The sequence below is a fragment of the Mycobacterium sp. 3-98 genome (assembly GCF_035918355.1).
Taxonomy (GTDB): Bacteria; Actinomycetota; Actinomycetes; order Mycobacteriales; family Mycobacteriaceae; genus Mycobacterium; species Mycobacterium intracellulare.
In genome coordinates this window covers 5,212,183-5,228,778 of the sequence record NZ_CP142360.1, presented here as the reverse complement: position 1 = coordinate 5,228,778, position 16,596 = coordinate 5,212,183, and the positions used below count along the sequence as shown (strand labels likewise).

Annotated in this window: 14 protein-coding genes; all 14 read left to right on the top strand. The window is 60.9% G+C overall.

The features are described 5' to 3' along the window. Positions 1-29 precede the first annotated feature (29 nt). The 14 genes from QGN30_RS24485 (at position 30) to QGN30_RS24420 (ending at position 16,484) form a co-directional block, all read left to right on the top strand. Complete coding sequence (locus QGN30_RS24485) at positions 30-830, top strand: alpha/beta hydrolase (RefSeq protein WP_326565919.1); 801 nt, start codon at positions 30-32, stop codon at positions 828-830. Between the two features lie 55 nt (positions 831-885). After that, positions 886-2,364, top strand: coding sequence for an aldehyde dehydrogenase family protein (locus QGN30_RS24480; protein ID WP_248923432.1), 1,479 nt, complete (start codon positions 886-888; stop codon positions 2,362-2,364). 759 nt (positions 2,365-3,123) lie between these two features. Then, the gene (locus tag QGN30_RS24475) at positions 3,124-4,263 is read left to right on the top strand and encodes an acyl-CoA dehydrogenase family protein (RefSeq protein WP_248923433.1); all 1,140 of its coding nucleotides are present in this window, start codon (positions 3,124-3,126) and stop codon (positions 4,261-4,263) included. After that, entirely contained in the window at positions 4,260-5,321 is a 1,062-nt protein-coding gene (locus tag QGN30_RS24470; RefSeq protein ID WP_248923434.1) for an acyl-CoA dehydrogenase family protein, read from the top strand. The genes QGN30_RS24475 and QGN30_RS24470 overlap by 4 nt, the downstream gene beginning before the upstream one ends. After that, positions 5,300-7,120 (top strand): CocE/NonD family hydrolase, encoded by a 1,821-nt coding sequence (locus tag QGN30_RS24465; protein WP_248923435.1) that lies wholly within the window; start codon positions 5,300-5,302, stop codon positions 7,118-7,120. Before QGN30_RS24470 ends, QGN30_RS24465 begins: the two co-directional genes overlap by 22 nt. 50 nt (positions 7,121-7,170) lie before the next feature. After that, the gene (locus tag QGN30_RS24460) at positions 7,171-8,541 is read left to right on the top strand and encodes an amidohydrolase family protein (RefSeq protein WP_248923436.1); all 1,371 of its coding nucleotides are present in this window, start codon (positions 7,171-7,173) and stop codon (positions 8,539-8,541) included. Positions 8,542-8,646: 105 nt separating this feature from the next. Beyond that, a complete protein-coding gene (locus tag QGN30_RS24455; protein ID WP_248923437.1) occupies positions 8,647-9,573 on the top strand; it encodes a methylenetetrahydrofolate reductase in 927 nt (308 codons plus the stop codon). Then, on the top strand, positions 9,570-10,439 hold the full coding sequence (purU, locus tag QGN30_RS24450) for a formyltetrahydrofolate deformylase (protein ID WP_248923438.1): 870 nt from the start codon (positions 9,570-9,572) through the stop codon (positions 10,437-10,439). Before QGN30_RS24455 ends, purU begins: the two co-directional genes overlap by 4 nt. A gap of 88 nt (positions 10,440-10,527) precedes the next feature. Beyond that, positions 10,528-11,964, top strand: a complete 1,437-nt coding sequence (gene ligM / locus QGN30_RS24445) for a vanillate/3-O-methylgallate O-demethylase (RefSeq protein ID WP_248923439.1) — start codon at positions 10,528-10,530, stop codon at positions 11,962-11,964. A gap of 31 nt (positions 11,965-11,995) precedes the next feature. After that, positions 11,996-12,394, top strand: coding sequence for a cupin domain-containing protein (locus QGN30_RS24440; RefSeq protein ID WP_248923440.1), 399 nt, complete (start codon positions 11,996-11,998; stop codon positions 12,392-12,394). Positions 12,395-12,442: 48 nt separating this feature from the next. Further along, on the top strand, positions 12,443-12,826 hold the full coding sequence (locus QGN30_RS24435) for a cupin domain-containing protein (RefSeq protein ID WP_248923441.1): 384 nt from the start codon (positions 12,443-12,445) through the stop codon (positions 12,824-12,826). A gap of 68 nt (positions 12,827-12,894) precedes the next feature. Next, complete coding sequence (locus tag QGN30_RS24430; RefSeq protein WP_248923442.1) at positions 12,895-14,034, top strand: acyl-CoA dehydrogenase family protein; 1,140 nt, start codon at positions 12,895-12,897, stop codon at positions 14,032-14,034. Between the two features lie 70 nt (positions 14,035-14,104). Continuing rightward, positions 14,105-15,310, top strand: coding sequence for an acyl-CoA dehydrogenase family protein (locus tag QGN30_RS24425; RefSeq protein WP_248923443.1), 1,206 nt, complete (start codon positions 14,105-14,107; stop codon positions 15,308-15,310). Between the two features lie 175 nt (positions 15,311-15,485). Further along, positions 15,486-16,484: an alpha/beta fold hydrolase gene (locus QGN30_RS24420; RefSeq protein ID WP_248923444.1), complete on the top strand. Its 999-nt coding sequence runs from the start codon at positions 15,486-15,488 to the stop codon at positions 16,482-16,484. Positions 16,485-16,596: the final 112 nt, after the last annotated feature.

Sequence of the window (16,596 nt, the reverse complement as noted above, 5' to 3'; positions counted from 1 at the left end):
TGGAGCAGGTGTACGACCGACGAGTCTTGGTGACCGGAGGATCGGTGCCGCTTCGGATCGTGGTGCCCAACGATGCTCCTTCGGCGGTAATCGTCTTCTACCACGGCGGTGGATGGGTGCTGGGCAGCGTGGACAACTCCGAACTCATCGCGCGCCATCTCGCCGAACGCACCGGCGCCGCGGTGGTCGTCGTTGGCTACCGTCTGGCACCGGAATATCGTTTCCCGACCGCGATCGACGATTCCTACGCCGCGCTATGTTGGGTTGACGACAACATCGACAAGATCGCCGGAAAACGAGTCCCGCTGGTTGTGATGGGCGATAGCTCGGGAGGCAATCTCGCAGCGGTCATGGCACTGAAATCGCGCGACCGAGGCCATCCCCGGCTGGATGCCCAGATCCTGGTTTACCCCATCACCGACTGCGACTTCGAGACAACCTCATACAAAGCCGCCGAAAACCAGCTGCTGGTCAACCGGGATGTGATGATGTGGTTCTGGGATCACTACGCTCCTGACCCCGCTAGCAGGATGCACCCCGATGCATCTCCGGTGCGCGTGGTTAACATGGCCAACTTGCCTCCGGCCGTGGTGATTACGGCCGAATACGATGTGCTGCGTGACGAGGGTGAGGTGTATGCAACCCGTTTGATCAAGGCTGGTATACCCGTCGAGCACATGCGTTTTGAAGGCCAAATGCACAGCTTCGTCACTATGATCGGCCTCCTTCCAGCGAGCACAGCCGCGCTGGACTACATCGCGGCGGCCTTGGAGCGTCAGCTGCCCAATGTGTCTCGGCCCCTGCTGGGCAGCGCGACGTCGACGACATGAATCTTCACTCAGACTGGCGTTCATCCAGCGACGGGAATACTGCGAGGTGCCTATCATGACCGCTACGCTCGGCGACATCTCAGCACGTTTGCCCACGGGACTGCTCATCGGCGACGAATGGGTGACCAATAGCTCCGGCGGAACAATGGACCACGTCAGTCCGGCGACCGGCCTGCTCCAGCGGAAATTTCCCGTCGCCGGGGTCGCTGAGATCGACGACGCCGTAACGGCTGCACAAGTCGGCCTGCAAGCGTTCCGACGGTGGACCGCCACGCAGCGACGAGACGCCTTACATCGCCTATCGGGTCTGGTCGGCGCGCATGCCAACGACTTCACAACCATTGCAGCCCTGGAATGCGGCATGATTCAGCCGATGGCCGCGGCAATGGCTCCTGGACTAAGGGGCTGGTTGGACTATTACGCGGGTTGGGCCGACAAGCTAGACGGTGACGTCGTTGCTGCCGCCGGCGGGTTCGACTACACCCGGTGCGAACCGATTGGCGTGGTCGCATCGATTCTCACCTGGAATGGTCCAATATTATCGCTGGGCTACAAGGTCGCACCGGCGCTGGCCGCTGGATGCGCGATCGTGATCAAGCCACCCGAACTGGCGCCCTTCGGGGCAGCCCTGTTTGGTCGGCTCTGTTTAGAGGCCGGGTTTCCACCCGGAGTGGTGAACGTGGTGCCTGGCGGCCCCGATGCCGGCGACAAGCTGGTACGTGACCCTCGTCTCGACAAAATCAGCTTCACTGGGGGACCCGAGACCGCGCGCAAAATCCAGGCGGCCTGTGCAGAAAGCCTTACGCCCTTGGTTTTAGAACTCGGGGGCAAATCAGCCAACATCGTCTTTGCAGACGCCGACCTTCAACGCGCCGCGACCATCGCGGCAGCCGGCATCGTGCGATTGTCCGGGCAAGTGTGCGTCGCACCCACCCGGTTGTTGGTCCAATCGTCCGTTTACGAGTCCGTCGTCGAACAGGTCAGCGCTATTCTGAATAACACTCAAGTGGGCGATCCTTTCGACCCGGCGACACAGATGGGGCCGGTCATCAGCGAGGGTGCCCGCGACAGGATCATGGGAGTTATTCAACGCACCAAACTCGGCGGCGAAGGTGAGCTTGTTGCCGGCGGGGAACAGGTGCGCGAAGACCTCGGTGGATTCTATGTTTCGCCAACGGCTTTCGCGAATGTCTCAAATAGTAGCCAGCTGGCACAACAGGAAATCTTCGGGCCGGTCTTAGCGATCACGCCGTTTGACTCCGAAGAAGAAGCGGTCGCGTTGGCCAACGACACTGCCTTCGGATTAGCCGCCTATTTGCACACCAACGATGTCTCCCGAGTTCTGCGGGTGGCCGAAGGCCTAGACGTCGGCAACGTCGCAGTAAACGGTGGGGCGGCCATCGCAGCACCCATCGCACCCTTCGGCGGATTCAAGGACAGCGGTTATGGGAAGGAAGGAGGCCGTGCCGGGATAGAGGAATTCCTGCGCGTCAAGAACGTCAACATCAACATCAACAGAGCCGACGTGCCGTGAAGAGTGTTGCGCGGCTGTGCCTTCCAGAGGGGCGGATCGGGATGCCGTGGCGTTTGTGGCGTCGCCGCAGCGGTGTTTGAATCCTTTCCCGTGCGCCAAAGGCATTGCAGCCCCTCATGATTGGCGGCCCGCCGTTCGGCTTGGGCGTCATGATACGCACGGGGCCAGAAGCCACGCCGCGGCTGCTCCTTGACTTACTGGCGAAGTCGGTCCCGCGACAACGACCCGGTCGCTGATCCGGCACGCGCCGCAGACCGCCGCCGGCGCCCTCCGGCGTTATAAGCCCAAAAGTTTCCCTTTGCGACCTCCTTGGGAGCAACCTCCTCGAACTCCGCGTCCTCGGACTCCAAGCCGCCGGACTGGCTCTGCCACCAGCATGATAGGTCGCTTTGTCGGCTCTGCTCGAGGCTTTGTCACGTGGCCGATTTTGATTGCGCGAACTACTAACGCGTCGCCTCGGAGACTTCCCGATCGCCGGCGTCACCGCGTCCGATTTCCCACGGCCAACAGCGAATTGCTTAGCAAGGCGCAATGAGTTCCGCCTGCCGGAATCAGTAGCTAACCCCCTGGCGGGGGTGTCCAACATACTTCTTTCATGGCGGGCTTCGTCGAAACGCATACCCGGCGTGAGCCGGGCGCCGCTCGATGGTCGCTCGTCGACCAGGCGACGGCGGCCGACGATTGGCGACTCGCGAGTGTCCCGAGGCCGAAAGCGATCTTCGCTGCATCACGGCGTACGGTTCAGAAAGTGCTGCGGCCATGTCGGTGACAGAGTCTGCCGTCAACGATCTTGTCGGGCTTCGCAACGCTGTCCGTGACTTTCTTGACCTGCAGCTGGCAGAGAAGGTTTTTGCTCCGCAATGCGATTCGTGGCTGAGCGGCTGGAACGAATCCTTCACCCGTAACCTGGCCGACCAGGGCTGGGTCGGAATGATAATCCCCGCCGGACGCTACGGTGGTGCGGGCCGCAGCTTCATCGAACGCTATGTCGTCACCGAAGAGGTCCTTGCCGTTGGCGCCCCTGTTGCCGCGCACTGGATCGCAGATCGCCAAATCGCGCCGGCGTTGCTGCGCTATGGAACTGAGCGGCAACGGGAAACCCTGCTGCCCAAGATCGCTCGTGGGGAGTTTTTCTTCGCTCTCGGTATGAGTGAGCCCGATGCAGGCTCGGACCTTGCGTCCGTCCAACTGCGGGCTACCCAAGCCGACGGCGGCTGGGTACTGCGTGGAGCAAAGACCTGGACCAGCGGAGCCCACCGGGCTCACGCAATCATGACGCTCGCGCGGACCTCCACGTTGTCTGACGATCGGCGCCAAGGGTTATCACAATTTATCGTGCCGACATCCGCGCCAGGCCTCACCATCCGGCCGATACCCCTTCTCACCGGAGAACACCACTTCAACGAGGTGTTCTTTGATGATGTCTTTGTCCCACAAGAGAACATCCTTGGCGCGCCGGGTGATGGCTGGAAACAAGTCACTTCCGAGCTTGCCTACGAGCGAAGCGGGCCCGAACGGTTCCTATCCACCTATCCGCTGCTAGCGCAGGTGATCGACCACATCGATTGTGCCAACACGGAATCCCACGCGGCAGTGGGCAACGTAATCGCACGACTGGCCGCGCTGCGTGAACTGTCTCAACGGGTCGCCTCAAGGCTTAATGATGGTCAGGATGTGGGAGAGCACGCCGCATTGGTCAAAGACATCGGGACACGATTCGAGCGGGACGTCATCGATTTAGCACGCGCTACGCTTGGTATCGAGCCGGATCTCACCTCGCCGGATGAACGAACACACCTGTTGGCCCAAGCGATCCTGCATGCTCCCGGCTTCAGTATTCGAGGCGGCACCAACGAAATCCTGCGCGGTGTCATCGCACGGAGCTTGGGGCTGCGATGAGCGTGGATATCCAGGACCTTCAGGCTTTATGCCACGACGTATTCGGCACTCACGCCAAGCGCGACCAGGATTCATTGGACTCCAGGATGTTCGACGCTGCACTCTGGGAGGTTCTTACCAACCTGGGGTTGACGTCAGTGGGAATAGCCGAGGCAATGGGCGGAACGGGCGGGAGCCTCGTCGAGGCGGCCGCGATCGTCACCGCGGCGTCGCGGCACGCCGCCCGAATTCCACTGGCCGAGGCTTCGATGCTGGCCGCGTGGCTGTTGAGCAGCAACGGCATTGAGATTCCCAACGGCGTCTTAACCATTGGCGCCGACCAACTTGACGCCACCCGAGTACAACGGGGCTGGTGGCTGCGGGGAAGACTACGACGTGTCGCCTTCGGTCGTGACGCGGACTGGATTTCTGGCTTGGCCAAAACCGCCAGCGGTCCCGCCGTTTTCGTCATTGACGCCCACGGCCTGACCATTACCAGTGGCGCGAACCTGGCCGGAGAGCCCCGTGACGACATCTCCATCGACACGGTCGTTCCCGAGTCGGCGGTAGTAGACGTCGTCGCATCCGTGCACGACGAACTTTTGTATCGTGCGGCCTTGGCGCGAGCGCTGATGATCGCAGGCGCGATGGAGACCGCATTGTCGATGTCAATCGATTACGCCAAGACTCGTAAGCAATTCGGCCGGCCTATCGGCAACTTTCAGTCTGTGCAGAATCATGTGGCGCAGATGGCCGGCGAGACCGCCACTGTCAGTGCGATCACTCATGCGGCTCTGAATGCGTACGACAGCGACGGTATGACACCCCGTGTACGCACGTTGGTGGCTGCCGCCAAGGTACTCACCGTGGCGGCCGGCAGCACCGTGGCCGCCATCGCTCACCAGATCCACGGCGCTATCGGTATGACCTACGAATTCGCCTTGCATGAATACACCTCACGCATCTGGTCATGGTGCGACGAATGGGGAAGCCAGACGATGTGGGCCGGCGAGCTCGGCTCGGCCGCCGCCGCTACTGGCGGGAAGAAACTGTGGGCGTGGCTGGAGGGATCTGCGTGAGTCTTAATGTCAGTCACGGCCAGACGACCCCTGACGGTGTCGTGCGAGACGGCATGCGTATCCAGTGGGACGTGCCGATCGAGATGGATGACGGTGTCGTTTTGCGAGCAGATGTCTTTCGTCCACTGGGCGAGGCGCCGGTGCCGGCACTGCTGACCTACGGGCCCTACGGCAAGGGAATGCGATTCTCCGCGCATCATCCCGAACAGTGGGAACGCCTAGTCGACAAGCGACCCGAAGTGCTGACCGGGTCAACGAACAAATATCAGGCGTGGGAGACCCCGGATCCCGAGCGATGGATACCACAGGGGTATGCATACGTGCGGGTCGATTCGCGTGGTGCGGGCCGCTCGCCTGGTTTTCTCGCACCGCACTCGTTTCGTGAAACCCTCGATGCCGCAGCGTGTGTGGACTGGGCAGGCAGTCAGGCGTGGTGCAGTGGCGAGGTTGGGATGCTCGGCATCTCGTACTACGCGTGCATCAGTTGGCGGGTTGCGGCCCTAGAATCGCCGCCGCGCCACCTTGCTGCCGTCTGCGCGTGGGAGGGGAACGCCGACCCCTACCGCGACGCGTCCAGGCATGGCGGGATTCTGACAACTTGGTCTATGCAGTGGTGGAAGTCGCGGATTCTCACCATGCAGCATGGACTCGGAGAGCGCGGGCCGCGCAACCCCAACAACGGTGAACTGGTCACCGGCGACGAAACGTTGTCGGAAGACGAACTACGCGCGAACCGAATGGTATGGGCCCCGCATAAGAATCCACATGTCCTCGCCGACGCATGGTGGCAATCCAGGGCCATACGGTGGGAGAACGTCCATGTGCCCATTCTGTCGGCCGGCAACTGGGGTGGGGCCGCGTTGCACCTGCGCGGTAATACCGAAGCCTTCATGCGTGCCGCAACGAAGCAGAAGTGGCTAGAGATCCACGGCCATGAACACTGGACCGAGTTCTACAGCGAGTACGGACTCGACATCCAGCGACGGTTCATGGACCACTTCCTCAAGGGGGAATCCGCGGGCTGGAAGGATCAGGCTCCCGTCCTCCTCAATGTGCGCCATGTGGGTGAAAAGTACACGCTGCGTGGGGAATCCGACTGGCCGATTCCCGACACGCAGTGGGCGCGCTCCTATCTGCACGCGTCATCCGGCCGAATAGAGCCGACCCCGCCCCGGACGCAGAGCAATTCGTCATTCGACGCGATGGGGGATGGGATCAGGTTTCTTTCAAGCCCATTGCCGCAGGACACCGAAGTAACGGGACCGATCGCGGTGCGTTTGTACATCAGTTCCACCACGACCGATGCCGACTTGTTCGTCGTGGTGCACGTCTATGACACTGCTGGTGAAGAAATCACGTTCCAAGGTGCAATGGACCCGTACACCTCAATCGGGAAGGGTTGGCTACGCGCCTCACAACGCAAACTTGATGCGACGCTGACCCGTGAGTTCCGGCCGTATCACGCCCACGATGAAAGCCAACCCCTCACGCCAGGAGAAATCTACGGCGTCGATATCGAGGTATGGCCGACAAGCATCGTGATCCCCGCGGGATATCGAATCGGCCTGAGCGTCCTCGGTCGTGATTATCTTCGTCCGGCGGCTGGTTCGGTCGACAGCTACGAGAGCTTCGGTGAGCAAGTCGACAAGTTCGGTTCCGGCGGCATGCTTCATGACGATCCGGACGACCGACCCACGGCGACCTACGCCGGCAAGACCACTGTGCATACGGGGCCCGACCATCCCAGCAGCATTTTGCTGCCCATAATTCCTGCCCGCGACACCGCTGAAAACGTGTGACGCAGCGACCAAAGCCCAATACCACGTCCGCAACAATCCGAGGAGTCGAAATGACCACTGCTGAAGCAGAAAACGCCGCGCCGTCCGTGGCCCCCACCGACCACGTCATCGCGGTGACGTCGGATGCTCATGTCGGTCCGCTGCTCAAAGAACAGTTGCGGGACTACTGTCCGAAAAAGTACTTGGAGCAGTTCGACGAGTTCACCAAGGTCAACGACCAGTTGCCGCACAAAATGGGCGGTCCGGAAAACAAAGAGAACCCGCATTTGTCGCACTTCCGCAATGCGCTGACCACCGGCGGCTGGGATGCGCACGAACGGTTGCGTGACATGAATCGTGACGGTGTGGCCGGCGAGATCGTCTTCCACGGACTTAACGCGGGTCGACAGGATCTCATCCCCTTCAACAGCGCGTTCGGCGCCTACGGCTTTAAGGGCTACGACAATGAACTCGTCGCAGTGGGTAGGCACATCTACAACCGGTGGCTTGCCGACTTCTGCTCGGTCGAGCCGGAAAGACATGCGGGGCTGGCACATGTGCCGATCTGGGACCCCGAAGCCGCGGCCGAGGAGATTGAATGGGCCGCCGAGGCTGGGCTGAAGGGCGTCAACTGGCCGCGTCCGCAAGTAGTCAACCCTGCCTACAACGACCGCGCCTGGGACCGCTTCTATGCCGCAGCCGCCGCGAACGACATGCCCTTGACCACCCACGCCCAAGCGCCGGGCGCCCCGCCTCCCGGGAAGAAACCGAACCAAGGCGACTGGGAGGTGTACATGTTGGAGATTATGGGGGAGGGGACACGATCGGCCCTGCCGCTGTTGCTGTTTGGTGGCGTATTCGACCGCTACCCAAATCTCAAGCTGGTTTACACCGAGGTGGTGGATGACTGGTGGCAGATCTTGATGGCGCGACTGGACGACTTCTACGTGAATTACACGGCGAAGATGGACAGCCTGCCTGAGGTCCTCCGCGTCAACACCGGCCCCTTCGGACCAACAAAGTTAAGCGGGTTGCCAAGCGAGTTGTGCAAGCAGCACGTCTTTATCGGATGGTCCTGCATCGCACCTTTCGAAGCCGAACGTGCGGTCGAGGCTGGGTTCGACACCCAGATCCTTTGGGGCAGTGACTATCCCCATCCCGAAGGATCCTGGCAGTATCCGCGCAGTGATGATGAAGTACCGATGACCCATCTGCACCTGCGGGATTCATTTGCTGGGGTTCCCGCCGAGCGGGCGGCCGGCATGATTGGGCTCAATGCAGCGAAGGCCTACGGGATGGACATCGCCAAACTGCAAAATGTGGCCAACCGCATCAATTCGCTGACATATGAGGAACTCGCCAAGCCATACGAAGGCCCCGTCGAAGATGTTGTAACGCGCTCGGCAAAGTTCTGCTTCCGCAGAAGCGGCCCGTTCGGATAAGTCGGCCGGGCCGACACCGGCCGAATCAGATTTGCTGACCGGAGAAGTCATACCCAACAGCAGCCGCGCGTTACCGAAAGCGGAATTCGAACGGGGAGTTTGTTGATGCCTGAAGGCACATCAGTAGGACCGCCCAAGCCGACACCGACCACGGGCAACACCAATGGCGACCAGCGCACCGCTCTGAGCGCGGCGCTGCAAAACGTCAGCTACGAAGTGCTCCCTTTCACTGGAACCGGCGAACTGGTATCAACTCACCTGCCAACCACAAGTGCAATCACCATCACGACGACTGAGTCGCGACCCGGCGCCACCCTGGAGCTTGCCGAAACCCTACGCGCTGCAGGCTATTCCGTCGCACCACACATTGCTGCGCGGTCTATTCGTGATCACAAACACCTGGCTGACGTCGTGGACCGAATTCACGCCGCCGGCATTGACCGAATCTTTGTCGTGGGTGGGGACCTGCACGAACCGGCAGGCTGCTTTGCCGATGCATTGCAACTCCTGGTTGGGTTGGAAGAGCATAGTCATCAGTTTGTTTCCATCGGTATCGCGGGCTACCCCGAGGGACACGGCTCGATCAGCGATGGGTTGATTGAAAGTGCGCTGATGGATAAGGCGCCCTACGCCAGCGAGATCATCACCCAAATCTGCTTTCATCCCGACACCACAGCGCGGTGGGCTTGCGGTGTGAAACGGAGGGGGATCGGACTGCCAATCCGGGTCGGCATTCCTGGCGCAGTCCCGCGGCGCAAGCTGGCTCGCATCTCGGGCAAACTAGGACTGGGTGCCTCCGCGCGATTTATCAGCAAGCAGCACGGCATGCTTGCGCAGTTCTTTCTACCCGGCGGATACCACCCCAGGCGGTTGGTTGAAGGCCTGACACCAACATTGGCCTCGCCTGCCGCCAACGTCACCGGGTTTCACCTGTTCACCTTCAACGAACTTCAACGCACCGAAGCGTGGCGCAGGGCGTGGCTTGAACGGCTCGCTGTGCCGCAACCGAACAAGGCAAGGGCCGCGAAATGACGGCCGATGGCGCTACTCGTCGGGTGCTAAGCCTGTCGTGTGCCGACGTTCCGGGCATTGTCCACGCAGTCACAGGACTGCTGCTCGACCACGACGCGAACATTGTGGAAAGCCAACAGTTTGGCGATCCCGATAGCGGCCGCTTCTTCATGCGTGTGCAGTTCGCCCGGACAATCCCGGGCGTCTTCGACGACGCAGTGCTGCGTGGAGACCTTGAGGCCGTGGCAGAACGATTTTCCATGAGCTGGCGTCTGGTCGACCCCGACCTAAGGCTTCGCGTCGTTATTATGGCCAGCAAGCTGGCACATTGTCTCAATGATCTGTTGTTCCGGATATCGTTGGGAGAACTGCCTATCGAGGTCGCCGCGGTGGTCTCCAACCATCCGGATCTGCAGCCCCTAGCTGCCCGCCACGGTTTACCGTTCCGCCACATCCCCGTGTCGCACGAGACCAAGCGAGCAGCCGAGGCGGAGCTCCTCACGGTGATCGAGGGGCTGCGCGTCGACACCGTCATACTTGCCCGCTACATGCAAGTGCTCACCGACGACTTGTGCAAGCAACTGGAAGGGCGGGCGATCAACATTCACCACTCGATGCTGCCGAGTTTCAAGGGAGCGCGACCGTACCGCCAAGCACACGACCGCGGGGTCAAGTTGATCGGGGCCACTGCTCATTACGTGACAGCTGATCTCGATGAGGGTCCCATCATCGAGCAGGATGTCGCGAGAGTCGATCATTCGATGTCCGAAGGTGAGTTGATTGCGATCGGTCGCGATCTCGAGTGCCGTGCACTGGCACGAGCCGTCCGATGGCACAGCGAAAACCGCGTTGTGCTCAATGGAACAAGAACAGTCGTCTTCCAATGAACCCTCGGGCATCGTCGTAAGCGAGCCATGAGACCGAAGTGGTCGGAACCGAGCCCCCCAAAAATCCCACAGAGCGGAGAAAACTCAGATGGCCGCCGCCAACCTGCAGCAGCTTCTTGATGAAAACCCTGATATCGTTGGTCTGCTGCGGAACTCGCAAATCGGACGTTTCATCTTCCCCGTCGTCCCATCCGAGTTCACCAACTGGGTGCGCGAGTCGCAGGCCGCTCGGAAGTCCGCTGTTCTCTTCGATCAATCCCATCACATGGTCAATCTCTTCATATCCGGGATAGATGCGTTCAAACTGCTCAACGAGACTGGCGTCAACAGCATGAGTAACTTCGCGGTGGATTCTGCGAAGCAATTCGTCTGCGTTGCCCCCACCGGGGGTGTGGTCGGCGACGGCATCGTATTTCGACTAGCGGAGGACGAGTTTATCTTTGTGGGCCGTGCTCCGGTTGCCAATTGGCTCAACTTTCGAGCGCAGACCGGCGGCTACCACGTCGAAGTTAGGTACGATGAACGCTCGCCCTCACGTCCCTACGGCCAAGCAATACAACGTGATCTGTGGCGCTATCAGATCCAAGGGCCGAACGCGTGGCAGATCATAGAAAAGCTCAACGGGGCCCCTGTCGAACAACAGAAGTTCTTCCGGCTGGGATACCTAAACGTGAACGGCGAACGTGTGCGGTCGCTCCGGCACGGGATGGCCGGGGCACCGGGACTGGAACTGTGGGGCCCCTACGAGTCCCGGGACCGGGTACGTGATGCGATCATGGAAGCTGGCCGTGAATTCGGCCTAGAACCCTGTGGCGCGCGCGCCTATCCGTACGCAACGCTCGAATCAGGCTGGATTCCTTCGCCTTTGCCCGCAATCTACACCGACAGTGAACTGCGCTCCTACCGAGAGTGGCTCCCGGCCACGGGCTATGAGGCGACAGCTTCTCTGGCCGGCAGTTACATTTCGCCCAGCATTGACGCCTACTACCTCAACCCGTGGGAACTCGGGTACGGCAACTTCGTCAAATTCGACCACGAATTCATCGGCCGCGACGCGCTGCAAGCCATCGACCCAAGCGAGCAACGTCGTAAATCGACTCTGGCGTGGAATGCCGATGACGTCGCCGACCTACTCGCTGCCCCTGTTCGCCAAGAGGGGGCCCGCACGCAGTATTTCGACCTTCCGTTGGCGACAACTGGCACGTCCAGCTTCGACTCAGTCCTCGACGCCGATGGCGCGATAGTCGGTGTATCAATGTTCACTGGATACAGCGCCAACGAGCGGCAGGTCTTATCCCTGGCAGTCCTCGATTCCGCGGTCCCTGTGGGCGCCGAAGTGCACGTGGTCTGGGGCGAGCCCGACGACACACGCAAGGTGACGATCGAACCCCACGAGCAGGTGCGTATCCGCGCGGTCGTGAGCCCAACACCTTATTCGCCGGTGGCTCGCGCAACGTACCGATCAGGATGGCGGACTGCTGCTGTGGGCCAACAAGGCTCGAGCCAGCTGGGTGCGAACCGATGAACAGCGCTGTCCGCGATGGCGAGGCCCGGTGATGGGCACCGATAACTCGACGGGCGTCCACCAGACCCAAGCTGCAGCCGCGTTGCGCGTTGTCAAACAAGGGACGGGACAAGAGCTTGGGCTCATTGACGGCGTGGGATCTGCGCGGGCCATCGTGTGGCCAGGAATGGGCGCCCAATATCGCACTATGCATCACATCACGCTGGGCCCGCATGCCAGCACCGTGGACCAGGAACACCCCGGAGAAGCCGTCTACGCCATCCTGGATGGCACCGCGGCGATACGTGATCTTGTGGCCGGCGAGACAGAAACGCTGACCACTGGAGCGATGGTTCACCTAGATGCACACACTCGCTATAGCTTCAGCGCCGGTGAGCACGGAGCAGTCATTCTTGGCGGTCCCTGCCCACCAGACGCGGCCCTGTATTGACCTGACTAACTCGAAATCTTCCGATCAGCCCGAAAAAGGTGGAGTGTCATGGGGTTTAGGATTTTTCATCGCGATCAGCCCAGCCTGTACGCGCCCTTCATCTCCAGCGATGCACGAATGGTGGTGTGGCCCGGCGTTGGCGCAGGCACGGCCAATATGAACTACGTGCGCATGCAGCCTGGAGAGCAAAACGTCCCACATGCCCATAGCGACTCCGAAGACACCATTTACATTTTGGAGGGCTGCGGCACGGTGGAAGACATCAGCAACTCTGCAACCCACTCGTTCGAAGCCGGAGACGTTATCCACGTTCCGGCCGGTGTCCGTCACGCAGTACGCGCCGACCGAGGTCAACAGGTCGTCAGCATCGGAGGTCCGTGTCCACCGGACTGGGAGATGCTGCGCATGCTTGGCGTCAAACGCGACGACTAACCAGTACGACAACTGAGGCTGACGACGCCAGGTGTGGACCACAGGTGGTGCAATGAGAGGAATTTCGGGTGTTTTTCGAATTTGACGAACGGCAGCAACGTCTGCGCAAAGCTAGCCGAAAGTTTCTGGAAGGCTCCAGCCCGATCACACGAGTGCGTGAGTTGTTCGATCATCCCTCCGGTTTCGACCGAGACTCGTGGAACAAGGCGGCATCCCTGGGGTGGTTCGGGATGCTCGTGCCAGAACAGTATGGTGGGTTTACGTTGACGTCCCAACCGCTCGTCGACCTGGTCGTCGTCAGCGAGGAATTGGGTCGTGTGGTTCAACCCGGCCCCTTTGGCCCAACCAATGTCGTGGCCCACGCGATCGCACAATTCGGCACCGACGAGCAAAAAGAGCGATACCTACTCTCGATCGCATCGGGACAAGTCATCGCCACATGGTGCATCGCCGAACCCGGAAGTCGTTGGAGGGCTGAAGATTCAGCCGTCACGGTCGAGGCCACCGGTGACGGGTTCGTTTTGAACGGCACCAAAATTCTCGTGCAAGACGCCGAAGCTGCCGATCTTCTTCTCGTGACCGCGCGGACCACCGCCGGAGCGGTGCAGCTTCTTGTTCCCGCTCGACCTCGGGGCGCCTCCATCTGGCCGCGTAACGGCATCGACCTCACCCGACGTTTGTACGACGTTCATTTCGACAACGTCGTCGTCCCTCAATCGGCCAGGCTGGGCGCACATGTGGGCGCGGCGGATGAACAAGTTGAAGAGCAATTGCGGGTTGCCAAGGTGTTGCAGTGCGCCGAGAGCGTCGGCGGAGCCACACGCCTGGTCGAGTTATGTGTCGCCTACGCCAAGGATCGAGTCCAATTCGGGCGTCCCATCGGATCGTTTCAGGCCATGAAGCACAAGATCGCCGACCTACACGTGGCCGCGGAGTCAGCGGCGGCCGCGACGCACTATGCCGCGCTGGCGGTGGCCGACAAACGGGCGGATGCCGCCGTTGCCGTTGATGTCGCCGAGATCTTCGTCAACGACGCTTATGCCCGGATCGCAAGTGAAGCGATTCAGGTACATGGATGCACCGGCTTCACCTGGGACAGCGACATCCATTTGTACTTGCGGCGCGCGAAATCGAACCAAGCACTCCTCGGTGACGCTGACGCGCACCGTGAACATCTCTGCCACGCCGTCGCTGCTGGCCTCAGTTAACCAATGGAGCTCGTCATCAACGACGTGAAATCGCCTGTTCGCACTACCACAAGGAATCGGAGGATTCACAGTGGATGTTGATGTCGTCGGCGTACCGGCCGAATACGACGAATACCGGGAACAACTCCGGAGTTTCATCGCGGCCAACGCGCCGCAGCTCAAGACGAAACGCCGCAACGGCCACCGCGCCCCGGAATACGCGGAGGATATCGACGCGCTCAAACGCTGGATCGCCGCACTGCACGCTGCCGGCTACCAGCCCGCAGCAAATCGAGACCTAGACGCGTTCAAGCTACGCATTCTGCGCGAGGAGATTGCGGCCAGTGGTTTCCCGAGCGTGCTGGGCAATTCTGCGTTGCTCACGGCGATTGAGCGGTTTGGAACCGCCGACCAACAACGGCGATATCTGCCGCAAATCCACTCTGGTCAGCACGTGCTGTGCCAGCTGTTCAGCGAACCCGAGGCTGGCAGCGACTTGGCTTCGCTTCGCACCCGTGCGGTGAAAAAAGGCGACGTCTACGTGGTGCACGGAACCAAGACGTGGACCAGTTTCGGCCACTGGGCCGACTATGGCCTCCTCTTGGCCAGAACCGACCCCGACGCCGAAAGGCACAGCGGAATAAGCGCTTTCATCATGTCCATGCGGGATCCGGGAGTCCATGTACGGCCGATGCGGATGTGCGTTGGCACGTCTGACTTCAGTGAGGTCGTGATCGACGGCGCAGAAGTGCCGGCCGAGAACCTCATCGGCCCTGAAAACGATGGATGGCGCATAGCGCTTGGCACCCTGTTCGGAGAGCGCACCGCAATCTTCGCCGGCGGTTCCGACCATGCTGCGGGCAAGGCAAATACCGAATCGGGACCACGGGCCACAGTGAGGGAGCTCTTCGAATTAGCCGCGACGACCCTCAGCGGCGGCAAGCCCAAACTCGAGGAATCCGCGTGGCGCTACCGATTAGCAGACCTTTACGCTCAGGCGTCCCTCCAGGTCTACAACAGCTACCGCGTCATGACCCGCGCAGCGCTAAACACGACCACTCCCGCCGATGCGCCAGTCAGCAAGATCATCGGCAGCGAACTGAACCTCAAAATCGCTGAAACGGCGCTGGGTCTGCTCGGCGCCGAATCGCTGCTAGTCGAGGGCGATCCGCTCGCCCACCGCGACGGACACTGGCAAGACTGGTTCCTCTACGCGCGAGCCCTCATGATCGGCGGCGGCACCCTGGAAGTCATGCGCAACATCATTGCCGAGCGCGCCCTCGGGCTACCCAAGTGAGACCCCGCGTCCCGTGGAATCGCGCGACCGCGGTCGTCGTCCCGAACGAGCGTGCCGCAGGTCGAAACCGCGAAGAACAAAACCAGACGCTGGGGATATAAGTTCGCCGTCACACGGATGCTTTGCACTGCCCGCCGTTTGAATACCCCACAGCGAATGATTGGAGGTTGCGCTGATGGCGCTCACGGAAGAGGGACTTATCCACGTCCCAGGATTACTGAGCCGTTGGGTTCGGCTGGGCAGCGGTGCCGCTGCCCATTACATGACAGCAGGTGAGACGGGTCCCGCGGTGGTGTTGTTGCACGGCGGAATGTGGGGGGCATCGGGAACGGCGGCCTGGCCACAGATAGCCCCGTTCCTGGGGGCCAACGGATTTCGCGTCTACTGTCCGGACCTTCCGGGCTTCGGGCTTACCGAACACTACGAAGATGCCTATCTTCCCGACCTCAGCGGCCACGTCGACTTTCTCCATGACTTTGTCACGGCGCTGCGGTTGGAGCGGTTTCACATCGCCGGCAACTCCATGGGCTCCCAGAACACAGTGAATTACGTGACGGCGCATCCCAAGAAGATCCTGAGCTTCGTGCTGATCTCAGGGGGACTAGAGGATCTTGTCTCATTTGAGGAGATCATGCGGAAGCTGCCCCAACCCAAGGACGTCGACCGCAGCATCATCTTTCAGTTCGACGGCACCAACGAGTCGATGCGCAAGATCATGGCCTGGCTGGTCAACGACCCATCCAAGATCTCCGACGATGTCGTGGAAATGCGCACGCTGGCGGCGGCCAAACACATGGACTACTACCGGGAGATGAACAAGCAGTCGGTCTTCAAAAGCCCTGATCCCGACACACAAGCGCGAATGAGCATCAAAGGTCGCTTCGATCGCCTTTCGCTGCCCGGCATCTATCTGTACGGGGCCAGTGACCACGCGATGCCACCGGAGATCGGTGGGCATCCGCAAGAGGATGTGTTGCCGAACGTCCAGTTCTTTTATCCCGAAAACACGGGACATCAAGGCCAGACGGATTCGCCCGAACTGTTCAATCAGATCTTCCTGGAGTTCTTCCGCGACGGCAAAGTCTCGTGGGAGACCGCCCAGGCCGCCGGTATCTCCACTCGCCGACCACCTTTGACTCACCTTGTTTCTGTTCCGGCACCCGACGATGCCTGAGCGGCCCGCTGCCCCGAGGTGGAGCGATCATTGTCAGCCGCGGGCGCGGCGCGGCGCCAGTGAATCGCGGTACTTGCTTTGCCGGAGACCTGGGAAGGGTCTCAGCCGCTCG

What these genes read in the sequence shown, in the direction of transcription:
- ligM (WP_248923439.1), top strand. Translation starts at nt 10,528, where the DNA reads ATGGCCGCCGCCAACCTGCAGCAGCTTCTTGATGAAAACCCTGATATC.
- QGN30_RS24455 (WP_248923437.1), top strand. Translation starts at nt 8,647, where the DNA reads ATGCCTGAAGGCACATCAGTAGGACCGCCCAAGCCGACACCGACCACG.
- QGN30_RS24475 (WP_248923433.1), top strand. Translation starts at nt 3,124, where the DNA reads ATGTCGGTGACAGAGTCTGCCGTCAACGATCTTGTCGGGCTTCGCAAC.
- QGN30_RS24420 (WP_248923444.1), top strand. Translation starts at nt 15,486, where the DNA reads ATGGCGCTCACGGAAGAGGGACTTATCCACGTCCCAGGATTACTGAGC.
- QGN30_RS24480 (WP_248923432.1), top strand. Translation starts at nt 886, where the DNA reads ATGACCGCTACGCTCGGCGACATCTCAGCACGTTTGCCCACGGGACTG.
- QGN30_RS24435 (WP_248923441.1), top strand. Translation starts at nt 12,443, where the DNA reads ATGGGGTTTAGGATTTTTCATCGCGATCAGCCCAGCCTGTACGCGCCC.
- QGN30_RS24460 (WP_248923436.1), top strand. Translation starts at nt 7,171, where the DNA reads ATGACCACTGCTGAAGCAGAAAACGCCGCGCCGTCCGTGGCCCCCACC.
- QGN30_RS24470 (WP_248923434.1), top strand. Translation starts at nt 4,260, where the DNA reads ATGAGCGTGGATATCCAGGACCTTCAGGCTTTATGCCACGACGTATTC.
- purU (WP_248923438.1), top strand. Translation starts at nt 9,570, where the DNA reads ATGACGGCCGATGGCGCTACTCGTCGGGTGCTAAGCCTGTCGTGTGCC.
- QGN30_RS24440 (WP_248923440.1), top strand. Translation starts at nt 11,996, where the DNA reads ATGGGCACCGATAACTCGACGGGCGTCCACCAGACCCAAGCTGCAGCC.